8 protein-coding genes and 3 pseudogenes are annotated in these 13,137 nt (G+C 70.4%); 7 read left to right on the top strand and 4 right to left on the bottom strand.

Features of this window, described 5'->3' with window-relative positions:
* Positions 1–90: 90 nt before the first annotated feature.
* Genes ACFYE1_RS15090 through ACFYE1_RS15100 form a run of 3 tightly spaced genes read left to right on the top strand, consistent with a single transcriptional unit; the run spans position 91 to position 4,828 of the window.
* Positions 91–1,041, top strand: a complete 951-nt coding sequence (locus tag ACFYE1_RS15090) for an AAA family ATPase (RefSeq protein WP_387744565.1) — start codon at positions 91–93, stop codon at positions 1,039–1,041.
* Positions 1,038–2,435, top strand: a complete 1,398-nt coding sequence (locus tag ACFYE1_RS15095) for a DUF58 domain-containing protein (RefSeq protein ID WP_387744568.1) — start codon at positions 1,038–1,040, stop codon at positions 2,433–2,435. The genes ACFYE1_RS15090 and ACFYE1_RS15095 overlap by 4 nt, the downstream gene beginning before the upstream one ends.
* Positions 2,432–4,828 (top strand): transglutaminaseTgpA domain-containing protein, encoded by a 2,397-nt coding sequence (locus ACFYE1_RS15100; protein WP_387744571.1) that lies wholly within the window; start codon positions 2,432–2,434, stop codon positions 4,826–4,828. Before ACFYE1_RS15095 ends, ACFYE1_RS15100 begins: the two co-directional genes overlap by 4 nt.
* Positions 4,829–4,894: 66 nt before the next feature.
* Here ACFYE1_RS15100 and ACFYE1_RS15105 read toward each other — a convergent pair whose 3' ends face one another.
* Together ACFYE1_RS15105 and rsmI are read right to left on the bottom strand one after the other, a co-directional pair.
* Positions 4,895–5,737, bottom strand: coding sequence for a formate/nitrite transporter family protein (locus ACFYE1_RS15105; protein WP_387744574.1), 843 nt, complete (start codon positions 5,735–5,737; stop codon positions 4,895–4,897).
* 185 nt (positions 5,738–5,922) lie between these two features.
* A complete protein-coding gene (gene rsmI, locus ACFYE1_RS15110) occupies positions 5,923–6,840 on the bottom strand; it encodes a 16S rRNA (cytidine(1402)-2'-O)-methyltransferase (RefSeq protein ID WP_387744577.1) in 918 nt (305 codons plus the stop codon).
* Positions 6,841–6,912: 72 nt separating this feature from the next.
* Between rsmI and ACFYE1_RS15115 the strand changes: the two genes are divergently transcribed.
* The gene (locus ACFYE1_RS15115; protein ID WP_387744580.1) at positions 6,913–8,592 is read left to right on the top strand and encodes a dolichyl-phosphate-mannose--protein mannosyltransferase; all 1,680 of its coding nucleotides are present in this window, start codon (positions 6,913–6,915) and stop codon (positions 8,590–8,592) included.
* Between the two features lie 447 nt (positions 8,593–9,039).
* Positions 9,040–9,321: pseudogene (locus ACFYE1_RS15120) on the top strand (transposase); the annotation flags it as partial.
* A gap of 20 nt (positions 9,322–9,341) precedes the next feature.
* Here ACFYE1_RS15120 and ACFYE1_RS15125 read toward each other — a convergent pair.
* Positions 9,342–10,391, bottom strand: coding sequence for an IS110 family transposase (locus ACFYE1_RS15125; RefSeq protein WP_387744583.1), 1,050 nt, complete (start codon positions 10,389–10,391; stop codon positions 9,342–9,344).
* 257 nt (positions 10,392–10,648) lie between these two features.
* On the opposite strand from ACFYE1_RS15125, the pseudogene ACFYE1_RS15130 reads away from it, so the two are divergent.
* Positions 10,649–11,517, top strand: a pseudogene (locus ACFYE1_RS15130) (IS3 family transposase); the annotation flags it as partial.
* Positions 11,518–11,560: 43 nt separating this feature from the next.
* Positions 11,561–11,731, top strand: a pseudogene (locus tag ACFYE1_RS17535) (IS3 family transposase); the annotation flags it as partial.
* A gap of 254 nt (positions 11,732–11,985) precedes the next feature.
* Here ACFYE1_RS17535 and ACFYE1_RS15135 read toward each other — a convergent pair.
* Positions 11,986–12,696, bottom strand: a complete 711-nt coding sequence (locus tag ACFYE1_RS15135) for a hypothetical protein (RefSeq protein WP_387744586.1) — start codon at positions 12,694–12,696, stop codon at positions 11,986–11,988.
* Positions 12,697–13,137: the final 441 nt, after the last annotated feature.

Raw genomic sequence — 13,137 nt, forward strand, 5'->3', positions numbered from 1 at the left:
CGGGGAACACGCGGGCACGGTCCAATCTACGAGCTGGGCCCGGGCAGACATACTGGGAGCAGCAGACGCGAGCAGGAAGCCGAGGAGCCCATGGAGTCCTTCCCCCAGTACACGCAGGCGATCCTGGACCGGATCAACACGGTGATCGACGGCAAGCCGGAGGCGGCGCGCACGGCCCTGAGCGTGCTGCTGGCCGGGGGGCACCTGCTGGTCGAGGACGTACCGGGCGTGGGCAAGACCATGCTGGCGCGCACGCTGGCCACTGCGGTCGGCGGGACGGTCGCGCGCGTGCAGTTCACCCCGGACCTGCTGCCCACGGACATCACGGGCGTGTCGGTCTACGACCAGGCCCGACGCGAGTTCGAGTTCAAGCCCGGCCCGGTGTTCGCCAACGTGGTGATCGGGGACGAGATCAACCGGGCGTCGGCCAAGACCCAGTCCGCGCTGCTCGAGTGCATGGCGGAGGGACAGGTCACGGCGGACGGCACCACCTACCGGCTGTCGACCCCCTTCATGGTGGTGGCCACGCAGAACCCCGTGGAGATGGACGGCACCTTCCCGCTGCCGGAGGCGCAGCGGGACCGGTTCACGGCCCGGATCTCGATGGGCTACCCGGACACCGCGGCGGAGATGACGATGCTCACCGACCACGGCGGCGGCTCCCCGCTGGAAGGCCTGCGGCCGGTGGTCTCCCTCGAGGACGCGGCCCGTCTGGTGGCGCACGTGCGCGGCATCCACGTCTCGGACGCGGTGCGCGCCTACATCGTGGCCCTGGGCCAGGCTACCCGCTCGCACCCCCAGATCCGGCTGGGCGCCAGCCCCCGGGCCCTGCTCCAGCTGCAGGCCGCGGCCCGCGCGGAGGCCGCCCTGAGCGGCCGGGAGTACGTCCTGCCCGACGACGTGCTGGCGGTCGCGGTGCCGGTGCTCGCCCACCGCCTGATCCTGGACCGCCGCGCGGGCACCGACTCCGCCGAGGAGCTGGTGCGGGCGGTGCTGGACGAGGTGCGGATCCCGGCCGAGCACACCCCCCGGACCCGATGAGGCGCCGGCCGGAGCGGACGGCCGAGGGCGAGCGGGCGGAGCAGCCCGTGGACTCCCGCGCCCGGTTCACGGGGCGCGGCTGGGCCTTCCTGGGGGCGGGCGCCCTCTGCCTGCTGCTGGCCACCTGGCTGGGCCGCAAGGACGTGCTGGCGCTGGCCCTGTTCCTCGGCGGGGCTCCCCTATTCGCGGCGCTGTCCCTGTACGTGGTGAAGCCGAGGGTGCTGCTCAAGCGCGGCGTGGACCCGGCGCTCGTGACGGCCGGGGACTCCGCCGTGGTGCGGCTGCGCGTGCGGCACCGGACCCGGCGCGGCGGCACGGTCACCGGGGCGGTCGCCGTGCACGAGACGGTGCCGGAGCCGCTGGGCGGGGACCGTGAGCTGAGCGTGGAGGCCGGCGGGGAGCCTGCCGCCTACACCGTCCGCCCCCGCCGCCGCGGCGTGTACGCCCTGGGGCCGGCCACGGTGCGGGTCGCCGACCCGTTCGGGCTCGCCGCCGAGCTGCTCGACGCTTCCGAGCGCACGTCCCTGCACGTGGCCCCGGACGCCGTGGAACTGCCGGAGATCAGCGCCGACCGGCTGCGGGAGTCCGGCACCGACCCGTCCAGGACGGCGCAGCCGCAACCGGGCCCGGACAACGTCACCACCCGGGAGTACCGGCACGGCGATCCGATGCGGCGGGTCCACTGGGCGGCCTCCGCCAAGCACGGCCAGCTGATGGTCCGTCAGGAGGACCCCCGCAGCACCCGCCGTCTCACCCTGGTCCTGGACCGCGACGAGACCTCCTGGCCCGGGCAGCGCCTGTGGGCCGGCGTGCTCCCCAGCACCGCCGAGTTCGAGTGGGCCGTGTCCTTCAGCGCCGCCGTGCTCGAGCACCTCACCCAGCGCGAGACCGCCGTACACGCTCTCGACACCTTCGGACGCCCCCTGCCCCGGGGCGGGGAGGACGACGACGACGCCGCTCCCGCCCGCACCCGCGCCACCGCCGTCACCGACGACGGCGCCGAGGACGCCCGGCACGGGCTGGCCCGGGTCCGCCCCGAGCCCCCACCCCGGGAGAGGACGGCCGGCGGCACGGTGCCCGCTGGAACCGCGAGCGATGGACCCGTGGGGGACGCACTGGCCGACCGGTTCGACCGCGACGGCCTGGTCCACCCCGTGCTCCTGGTGTCCGGAGACCTCCCCGCGGCGGCGGCAGAGCAGGTCCTGCGCGGCACGCAGCGGGCGGCCGCGGGCAGCGCGGTGCTGGTGACCTCCTCCCCGGGATCGGTCCCGGACGGGGCGGGCGTGCTCGAGGCGGCGGGCTGGTCCGTCGTCGTCGTGCCCGCGTCCGCCGCGCCCGAGGACGCGTGGGCGCAGCTGGGCAGCGGGGCCCGATCGGCCGGGGCCCTCCGGTGAGCGCCGCCGTCCGCGCCCCCGTGTCGTCCCCGCCGACGGAGACCGCCGAGCCGAGGGAGGTTCCCGGGACGGGCCGCCGCCCCCTGCGCGCCGTCCTGGGCCTGGCCGGCACGGTCCTCGTGGCGGTCGGGCTGTCGCTCGTGGCGCTGACCGGCGTCCTCGACGGCGCGGGCTGGGTCCCCGGGGCCCTGCTCACCGCCCTCGCCGTGGTCGCCGCGACCACGACCTCCCGGGTGCTGCGGCTGCCGGGCCCGCTGGCACCCCTGTTCGGCGCCGGCGCCCTGACTCTCGCGCTCACGGTGCTGTTCCTGCGCGAACCGGCCCTGCTCGGCCTCGTGCCCACCCCCGGGAGCATGGCCCTCGGCGCGGAGCTGTGGCGGGAGGCCGCCGGGATCGTCGCGGAGCGGCCCGCCCCGTATCCGGAGGCCGCGGCGCTCGCGTTCGTCACCGCCCTCGCGGCGGGCGTCGTGACCCTGTTCGTGGACACCGTGCTCGTGGCGCTGCGGCTGCCGGGGGTCAGCGCGCTCGGCGTGCTGGCGCTGCTGGTGGTGCCCGCCCTGGTGCTGCCGGAGAGCGTGGGCGCGGCCGGGACGGCGGCCGCCGTGCTCGCCGCCCTGGTCCTGCTCGGCGGCGGACGGCGCTTCGGAGCGGTGCGGGAGCCCCGCACCGCCGCGGCCCCGGGCAGCTGGCCGCGGGCCCTCGTGGTGGGCGCCGGCGTGCTCGCGGTGACCCTGCTCGTGCCGGGCCTGGTGCCCGGCTTCGTCAACGGCGCGTTCCCCCAGGGCAGCGGTCCGGCCGGTGAGCGCGCCTCCGGGGTGGGCCCGCTGCGCGCCGTGGGACAGGACCTGCGCTCCGCGGAGCAGCTGCCACGACTGCAGTACACGACGAGCACGGACGAGCCCGAGCTGCTGCGGGTGCTCACCCTCGCCGACTTCTCCGGGGCGGAGTGGTTCCCGGACGCCACCGGCCTGGACCCCGAGCTCGACGACCTGGGGCCCACCCCGCTGCACCCGGTGGGCAACGGTCCCGAGCGCAGCACCGCCGTGGAGCTGCGGGACTGGTCCGAGCGCTGGCTGCCGCTGCCGTGGGCGCCCGTGGACGTGGCGGGGCTCGGGAACGGCGACTGGGCCTGGAGCCCCCGGGACCTCACCGTGCACGGCGAGCAGGTCCCGCCGGCGGGCACCGCCTACGAGGTCCGCTCGATCGTGCCCGAACCCACCTCCGCGCAGCTGCGCGAGGCCGCCGCCGCACCGGACTCCCCGGAGCTCGCCCCGTTCCGCGAGCTGCCCGGCGAGACCCCGGCCGCCTTGCGGGACGCCGCCCGGGAGCAGGCGGGGAACGCTCCCACCGCCTTCGACCAGGCGCTGGCCCTGCAGGAGTGGCTGCGCTCGGACGAGTTCCGCTACGACGTCGACGCCCCGCTCGAGCAGGGCTACGACGCCGGCGGCATGGCCTCCCTCGAGGAGTTCCTCGCCGTGCGCACGGGCTACGCCGGGCACTTCGCCCCGGCCATGGCCGTCATGGCCCGGGAGCTCGGCATCCCCGCCCGCGTGGCGGTCGGCTACCTCCCGGCCACGGACTCCGGCGCCGGCGATCCGTTCGGGGACGCGGCGGACCCTGGCCCGTTCGCGGTCCTGCCCCGGGACGCGCACGCGTGGCCGGAGCTGTGGTTCGAGGGCTCCGGGTGGGTGCGCTTCGAGCCGACCCCCGGCACCGGCGACCTCCCCGGCTACGCCGCCGAGGGGCCGCAGGACGGGGACGGTCAGTCGCAGGAGGGCGAGGGCACCGCGGAGCCGACCGGTGAGCCGACCGGTGAGCCGACCGACGCCCCCACCCCGGCGAGCACGGCGGACAGCCCCGACGAGGACGCGCCCTCCGCCGAGCCGACCGCCGTGCCGACCCCGGAGGCCCCCGCGGTCCCGGAGCCCGAGCAGGACACCGGCCCGGCCGCGTGGCTGCCCTGGGTGGGCGGGATCCTGGCCGCCGCGCTGCTGGGCCTGCTGACCGCCCTCCCCCGGCTCCTCCGGTCCCGGCGGCGCCGGCGCCGGATGCAGGTGCTGGGCGACGAGCGGGCCCCGACGGCGCAGCGGGCCCTGGCGGGGTGGGCGGAGGTCGAGGACCTCGGCGTCGACCACGGGCTGGGCCGCGCCGCCGCGGAGACGCCAAGGGCCTACGTCGACCGGCTCGGCACCGTGGTGCCGGCCGCCGCGGCGCCGCTGGGGCGGCTCGGCCGGGACGTCGAGCGGGCCCTCTACGCGCCGGGCACCGCGGCGTGGTTCCCCGAGGCCGGCCCGGAGGACGTCACGGCGCTGCGGGCAGGTCTCACCGAGCGCGGCGGGCCCGGGGCACGGCGCGCCCGGTGGCTCCCCCGGTCGGTGACGACCCGCCGCTGAGGACCGGCGGCCGAACGCCGAGCGCCCGGGGGACTCGGGGCGGCTGGAGGAGCTGGGATGCCGCGCTCACGCGACCGGGACGCGATCCTCCGGCAGGGCGGGCCGGGTACGGGGAGCCCCGGTGCGGGCGTGGGTGGCGTACAGGGTGAGCCCCACGAAGGTCAGCCCGCCCACCAGGTTGCCGAGCACGGTGGGGATCTCGTTCCACACGAGGTAGTCCATGACCGAGAAGTCGCCGCCGAGCAGCAGGCCGGAGGGGAACAGGAACATGTTGACGATCGAGTGCTCGAAGCCCATGTAGAAGAACAGCATGATGGGCATCCACATCGCGATCACCTTGCCGGAGACGCTGGTGGACATCATCGCGGCGACCACCCCGGTGGAGACCATCCAGTTGCACAGCACGGCGCGGACGAACAGCGTCAGCATCCCGGCGGCGCCGAACTCGGCGTAGCCGACGGTCCGGCCCTCGCCGATCTCCCCGATCTGGCGGCCGACCTCGTCCGGGGGCAGGGAGAAGCCGTAGGTAAAGATGATCGCCATCAGGAGGGCCACGACGAACGCGCCGGCGAAGTTGCCGGTGAACACCAGGCCCCAGTTGCGCAGCATCGAGCGGACGGTGACGCCCGGCCGCCTGTCGATGAGCGCCAGGGGCACCAGGGTGAACACGCCGGTCAGGAGGTCGAAGCCCAGCAGGTACAGCAGGCAGAACCCGACCGGGAAGAGCACGGCCCCGAGCAGCGGCTGGCCCGTCTGCACGGTCACGGTGACCGCGAACGCCGCGGCGAGCGCGAGGATGGCGCCGGCCATGAACGCGCGGATCAGGGTGTCGCGGGTGGACATGTTGGCCTTCGCCGCTCCGGCGTCGATCATCTTCGTGACGAAGTCGGCGGGCATCACATAGGACATGGCATGGCTCCGTTGCTGGACGGACAGGAGGATGCCGGGGCCCGCGCGGCACGTGCCCGGCTCCCGGCACGTCCGAGTCTGGCCGGGCCATGTTTCGGCACCGTGTCGCGGCCCGGTGCCCTCGGTCAACTCGGTCTCACTGGGGCGGCGCCCGGCTGTGAGGCGGCGTCCGGATCGGCCCGCCGCTAGCCCTTGCGCGCGGCCAGCACCGTCTCGTAGAGCTCCCGCTTGCCCACGCCCGTGCGCTCGGCGACGCGGCCGGCGGCGTCCTTGAGCCGGGTCCCGGCGGCCACGAGCGCCTCGACCTCGGCCACGAGGTCCTCGGGGCGTGCGGCCTCGGGGGCGGGGGCACCGGCGACGACGACGGCGATCTCCCCGCGCACCTGCCCCTGCCCGCACCAGTCGAGGAGCTCGGTGAGCGAGCCCCGCACGACCTCCTCGTGCAGCTTGGTGAGCTCCCGGGCGACGACCGCCCGGCGGCCGGGTCCGAACGCGTCCCGCAGCGCGGTGAGCATGACCTCGAGCCGGTGCGGGGCCTCGTAGAAGACCATGGTGCGGCGCTCGCCGGCGAGCTCGGCCAGCCGCGCGGCGCGCTCCGAGGACTTCCGCGGCAGGAAGCCCTCGAACGTGAACCGGTCCGTGGGCAGACCGGACACGGCCAGCGCCATGAGCACCGCCGAGGGACCGGGGATCGCGGTGACGGTCAGGCCCTCGGCGGCCGCGGCTTCCGCGAGCCGGTAGCCGGGGTCGGAGACGGTGGGCATCCCGGCGTCGGAGAGGACCAGCACGGTGCCGCCGGCACGGACGGCGTCGAGCAGCTCGGCGACCCGGCCCGCCTCGTTGTGCTCGTGGTGGGTGAGCACCCGCCCGCGCGTGGTGACCCCGAGCCCGGCGGTGAGCCGGCGCAGCCGCCGGGTGTCCTCCACGGCGAGCACGTCCGCGGTCTCGAGCGCCGCCCGCAGCCGGGGCGGGGCGTCGCCTAGGTTGCCGATCGGGGTGCCCGCCAGGACCACGGTCCCCGCGTTGAACTCGGCGTCGGATCCGGCGTCGTGCGGCGAGGCGTCGCGAGTTGTGGGCAGGGCGTCTTGGGGTTCCGTGTTCACGGCTCCACTCTAGGGTTCAGCAAACGGATCTCTTGAGCCACGTCTTCATCAAACGGAATGCCTTGTGGTTCCATGAAGGGATCCGCCTATCCTGACAACGTGAATTCCCCGAGGCTGATCTCAGCCCTCACCTTGGCACCCCGTCCGCTGCCTTCGGTGACTAGGTTGCGTGAGTTCGTCGTCCTAGACGTCCTGCGGGCGCGTCTCCTTCAGGCAGCGGCTCCAGCGTCCCGCCTCATATGGCTGGCGCCGTTGTTGGTGGTGTTGCTTGGTGGCGTGTTGCGCTTTTGGCACCTCTCCCACCCGGATGGCATCGTTTTCGACGAGACATACTACGTCAAGGACGCGTACTCGGTGTTCCTTCACGGTTATGAACGCGAATGGCCACCGGAGGAAGAACAACCTGACGAGCTGTTCGCGGTGGGGACGCCCCCCGAGGCGCTACCCCAGGCAGCCAATCCTGCCCATCCACCACTGGGGAAGTGGTTGATTGCCGCCGGTATATGGCTTTTCGGCGTCGACCCCTTCGGCTGGCGGTTCGCCGCAGCTCTTTTCGGGACGTTGTCGATTGTCCTGGTCTGTATGGCCGGGTGGTTGCTCTTCCGCTCCGCGACGGTTGCGACGCTCGCCGGCCTGTTCACTGCGGTGGACGGACTTCACCTGGTCCAGTCTCGGCTCGCATTGCTGGACGTGTTCCTAATGTTCTTCGTGCTGCTGGCCTTCGTCCTGTTACTCATGGACCGCTCAGACGGGCGGAGGCGGTTGGCCGCGCGGCTGGGCGTGCCCCCCGAGGAGGCCGCCCGCATGCCGGAGGATGAACTGTTGCGCCGGTTTGAATGGGGCCCGTGGCTGGGAGTGCGATGGTGGCGGATTGCTGCGGGGGCGGCTTGTGGCCTGGCACTCGGTGTAAAGTGGAACGCCTTGTTTCTTGTAGCCGGTCTAGGAGTCCTGACGGTGTTGTGGGATCTCAACGCACGCCGCACCGCTGGGATCCGGCACTGGGTCCTCGCCGGGGTGCTCAAAGACGGGGTGCCCGCGTTTGTCGCCGTGGTGGGCACGAGCCTGGCGGTCTACCTGGCCACATGGGCCAGCTGGTTCGCTTCGCCAGACGGGGCCTATCGCAACTGGGCTGTGGAATACCCTGGAGAGGGAGTGCTGTGGTTGCCGGCATCCCTGCGCTCACTGTGGACGTATCACGTGGAGAACTACAATTTTCACAGCGGACTGGGAGATCCCCACGACTATGAGGCGTTGCCGTGGCTGTGGCTGATTCTGGGGCGGCCCACGGCCTACTACTACGAGGCTCCCGGGCTGGGATCTGAGGGTTGCGTTGTAGAGGAGTGCTCGCAGGCCATTCTCAACGTAGGTAACCCGCTGTTGTGGTGGACCGCGATCCTCGCCATCGTCATGTCCGTGTGGCTGTGGGCGGTCCGTCGGGACTGGCGGTTTGGGGCGTTGCTGGGGGTGTTCGCCGCCGGGTATCTGCCCTGGTTCCTGTACCCGGAGCGCACGATGTTCTTCTTCTACGCTTTGCCTTTCGTGCCGTACCTCATGTTAATGCTCGCGGGAATGCTCGGCCTGGTTCTCGGCCGTTCTGGGAAGCAGGCGCACCGCCTGGCAGGCCTTGTAATGGTCGGGGTCTTCACAGCCGCCACCTTGCTTGCGAGCTTGTACTTCATGCCGATTTGGACTGGCGAGACCATAACCTACGAGCAGTGGTCGGAACGGATGTGGTTCGACGCATGGATTTGAGCGGACTGCGAGGCCGGAGGACTTACGGCACGCAGTGGGATCGTGGCCCGGGGGCGTGGGGTAGTCGACGGCCGTGCCGGTAGAAGGCCGCATCCCGGCTGAAGACCGCCGACGGCCCGTCAGTCGGAGGATCCGTCCCGGACGCCCCGCCGAAGTGCCAGCGATCCTGCCTCCCCAGGCTGCACATGGATTTCGGGCTCCCTCGGGGCTACGGAGACACGTGAATGGCGCTCCGGTGCAAGCCCGCTAATGTGGGCGTGCCGGCCGGGACGGAGGGGGTCATCACGATGGCGTCGACGTACTCGTCGTCGAACTTCGCGCCTGGTCCCAGAACCTGATGTGTTGTTGCTCGCGGTTCCGAGAGGGCTAACCATGCCTGCAGGGACTGCCCCCGGTTCACCTGACTCCTGACTTGTGAGGATCTCTCCTCACGGTCAGGATGAAACCGTGCCCAAGCCCTACCCCGAGGAGTTCCGCCGCGACGTGGTGGCGGTGGCCCGCAAGCACGAGGCCCCGCTGTCCCAGATCGCCCGCGACTTCGGGATCTCAGAAGCCACCCTCCACAACTGGCTCCGCAAGGCCGACGTCGACGACGGCGTACGCCCCGGTGTCACCACCGCCGAGGCCGAAAAGTTGCGGGCGCTGAAGCGGCGCAACCGACTGCTCGAGCAGGAGAACGAGATCCTGCGCCGGGCCGCGGCCTTCTTCGCCCGCGAGCTGCCCCCAAAATGATTCTTCTATGGGTGCTGTCAACCCATGATGGCCTGCAACTGCCGGAAAACGGAGCGGGCGACATAGCGCTTGAGGTTGCGCCGGATCTCACGTGAGCTCTTGCCGGTGGCCCGGGCGCGGGCGACGTAATCACGGGTGACGGGGTCGAAGCTGATGCGGGTGCGCACGATGGTCTCGAAGGCCCGGTTGAGCTGACGGTCCCCGGAGCGGTTGAGCCGGTGGCGAGTGGTATTGCCCGAGGACGCCGGCCGGGGCGCGACTCCGGCCAGGGCCGCGAAGGCGGCCTCGGAGCGGATCCTCCCGTGGTGGGAATAGGCGCAGACGATGATCGCCGCCGTGACCGGCCCGATCCCCGGGGTCTCCTGCAGGCCGGGGGCGAGTTCCTCGGCCAGGGTCTGCAGAGACGTGCGGTTGGCGGCCAATTGCTCGGTGCCGGCTCGGATGGCGATCGCCAGGCGCTTGGCCTCTGCCCGGGCGACCACTACGTCTGCCTGGGCGTGCGGCACGGTCCGCCAGGCGGCGATGGTAGCGATCTGGGCGTCCTTCAGCGGCCGGCGGGCGTCGATGCCGAGGTCGATGCCGCGCAGCAGCGCGGTGAGGGCGTTGCGGTTGGCGGTGCGCTGATGATCCATCAGCAGCCGGGCGGCCAGCAGAACGCGCAGTGCCGTCCGCGCCCCGGCGGCCCGGGGCTCGATCAGCTGGCCCACCTCCTGGCCCAGGACCGAGCGGGTGGCCGCCTGGGCATCGATGGCGTCGGACTTGCCGTGCATCGCCCGCGCGTTGCGGTTCGGTGGGCGCACCTCGGCTACCGGGATGTCCTCGGCCAGCAGGGCGCAGGTCAGGCGGGCCCCGTAGGAGGAGGTGCCCTCTACCGCGGCCAGCACGTCGCCGTTGGTCGTGCGGCGGCGGATCCAACTGATGGCTCGGGTGGTGCCGGTGGTCGTGGTGGGGAAGACGGCCGTGTCGAGCACCGCTCCGGTGCCCGCGGCCAGGGCGGTGTAGGTGTGGGTTCTGGCGTGGGTGTCGACTCCGACGACGTAGTCGTAATGCTCGGCGACGATCGTCATGACCGTGACCTCCTCGTACTGGATGTTCCAGGTGGGTGAGGCAGGTCTGCCGGGGTCGCACAAAGACGCTTCTGTAATGGGTCACGCCGGGAGGGCGGACAATCTTCTGATCAGGTCATTCGGGCGCAACAGACCGATGCCCAGCGCACGGGAGGGACACATCATTTTCAAGACACCGCGACTGCGGGTCGGAGATACCCTGAGTCACTTCCAGCACGCTGGTCATCAGCCTGTCAGGCCGGCCCCGGGCCCGCCTGAACCCATTACAGACGTACCCGCTGGTCCTCGACCTGGCCGCCGATGGAATCCCCGTGGCGGTGACCTGCCGGGTGCTCGGTTTCTCCAAGCAGTCCTTCTACGAGTGGCGCGCCAAGCCCGTCACCGACCGCGACTGGGACGACGCGCACCTGATCGACGCCGCGATTGCCATCCACGCCGACGACCCCGCCTTCGGCTACCGGTTCATCGCCGACGAGCTGCCCGACCACGGCATCACCGCCGGGGAGAACCGCGTGCAGCGCCTGTGCTCGGCCCAGCGTCTCTTCAGCGTCCACTCCAGGAAGCGCGGGCTGAACCGCCGCCCCGGTCCACCGGTGCACGAGGACCTGGTGGAGCGCGACTTCACCGCCACCGCGCCCAACCGGCTGTGGCTCACCGATCTGACCGAGCATCGCACCGATGAGGGCAAGCTCTACCTCTGCGCGATCAAGGACGTCTACTCCAACCGGATCGTCGGCTACTCCATCGGCTCCCGAATGAAGGCGTCCTTGGCGGTCACGGCCCTGCGCAGCGCGGTGGCTCGCCGAGGATCAGTGATCGGCTGCGTGGTTCATTCGGACAGGGGTAGTCAATTTCGAGCCCGAAAATTCGTCCACGAGCTCGCCCACCACGACCTCGTGGGGTCGATGGGCAGGGTCGCGGCATGCCCCCAGCGTCACAGTCGTTTTTCGCCCTGCTGCAGAAGAACGTCCTGGACCGGCAGCGCTGGTCCACTCGCGAAGAGCTGCGCCTGGCGATCGTGACCTGGATCGAGAAGTCCTACCACCGCCGGCGCCGGCAACGCCGTCTGGGTCGTCTCACACCGGTCGAGTTTGAGACCATCAATCACGGCCTTAAAGCCGCCTGAAACCTATCAACCCCGAGAGTCAAGGAAAGCCGGGGCAGTCCCGAAGAACGTCCTCGACCGGCCGTCCTGGGCGACTCGGGACGAGTTGCGGATCGCGATCGTCACCTGGACCGAGCGGACCTACTACCGGCGCCGTCGGCAAGCCCGTCTCGGGCGGTTGACCCCCATCGAGTACGAGACCATGATGAAGCCCGCCGTGACTCTCGCGGCATGAAACCCCACCTGTCACCTATCGGTGCATCAGTCCCTGTCGTCATCCTTCATCACAAGGAAGCGGCATCAAACCCGTGACGGTTCAGATTGCATTATTCGCGGAAGTTAAGTTCTTGCGGGGCTCACTCTCCTAATTTTCTGCGGTAATGGTTCCGGGCTTACAAGCTGTAGCTACCACCAAAGGGGGAGGTCCCATCCATGGATGGGACCTCCCCCTAGGCAGCGAGTATTAGATGGACTGTGATATCAGTCCCATCACCAGGACTTCACTCTGCTAACAAGACGCTCGAAGGCTCCTTCCGTCTTGTCACTTGTCGGCGCGGGCTTGTATGTCGCCTTGGGCGGCTTGACGGTCTTGGTCTTGGTGGTGGTGGGCTTGGTGACCGTGGTTGTCGGCTTGACGGTCTTGGTCTTGGTGGTGGTGGGCTTGGTGACCGTGGTTGTCGGCTTGACGGTCTTGGTCTTGGTGGTGGTGGGCTTGGTGACCGTGGTTGTCGGCTTGACGGTCTTGGTCTTGGTGGTGGTGGGCTTGGTGACCGTGGTTGTCGGCTTGACGGTCTTGGTCTTGGTGGTGGTGGGCGAGGTGGTGGGCTTGGTGTAGGTGGGCTTGGTGTAGGTGGGCTTGGTGGTGGGCGAGGTGGTGGGCGAGGTGGTGGGCGAGGTGGTCGGCTTGGTGTAGGTGGGCTTGGTGTAGGTGGGCTTGGTGTAGGTGGGCTTGGTGGTGGGCGTGGTGGTGGGCTTGGTGTAGGTGGGCTTGGTCCGCTCTTCGCCCTGGCCGTTGTTGTTGCCCTGGCCGTTGTTGTTGCCCTGGCCGTTGTTGTTGCCCTGGCCGTTGTTGTTGCCCTGGCCGTTGTTGTTGCCCTGGCCGCGGCGCTCCTCGCCCCGTTCGTCGGAGGGTGCAAAGTCAAGAAGCTCGTTGACCTGTTCGTTGGGTGTGTACGGTGCGGCGAATGATGCGGTAGCCAAAGGTGGTGCCGTGAGTGCGCCAACCATCACCGCTGCAGCCAATACTTTCTTACGATTTTGCATGATTCCCCCATGTAAACGTGGTTCACTACCGGGAAGCACCCGATCAGTGACAGAACTCAAAACCAGTAGAACTGGTCGTACCTGTGAGGTAGGTGGGAACAACGTAAGATTATTCAGAGCATGGCAACAAGCCAAAGCAAGAAGTGAAGAACATTGATTTCGGTATGTCACGTCCCTGTAACGAACCGCGCATAGAGCTTGCCGTGTGACCCCAGGCCATGAATGGGCGTCTCGCCAACTCAATCTGCCAGCCTTGAATATGGGATGGTTTCAATAGTCGGGACTGCCGCACCGATAGGTGACAGGTTGACCTGACCTACAGCCTGGTTTCCAGTCATGGTGGCTAGCTTCCAGCGGTGGTGAGTGCCTGTGGCGTTC

The sequence above is a fragment of the Kocuria nitroreducens genome (assembly GCF_042879195.1).
Lineage (GTDB): Bacteria > Actinomycetota > Actinomycetes > Actinomycetales > Micrococcaceae > Kocuria > Kocuria nitroreducens.

Coding starts and splice junctions, on each gene's coding strand:
- ACFYE1_RS15115 (WP_387744580.1), top strand. CDS start 6,913: ATGAAGGGATCCGCCTATCCTGACAACGTGAATTCCCCGAGGCTGATC.
- ACFYE1_RS15125 (WP_387744583.1), bottom strand. CDS start 10,391: ATGACGATCGTCGCCGAGCATTACGACTACGTCGTCGGAGTCGACACC.
- ACFYE1_RS15090 (WP_387744565.1), top strand. CDS start 91: ATGGAGTCCTTCCCCCAGTACACGCAGGCGATCCTGGACCGGATCAAC.
- ACFYE1_RS15105 (WP_387744574.1), bottom strand. CDS start 5,737: ATGTCCTATGTGATGCCCGCCGACTTCGTCACGAAGATGATCGACGCC.
- ACFYE1_RS15095 (WP_387744568.1), top strand. CDS start 1,038: ATGAGGCGCCGGCCGGAGCGGACGGCCGAGGGCGAGCGGGCGGAGCAG.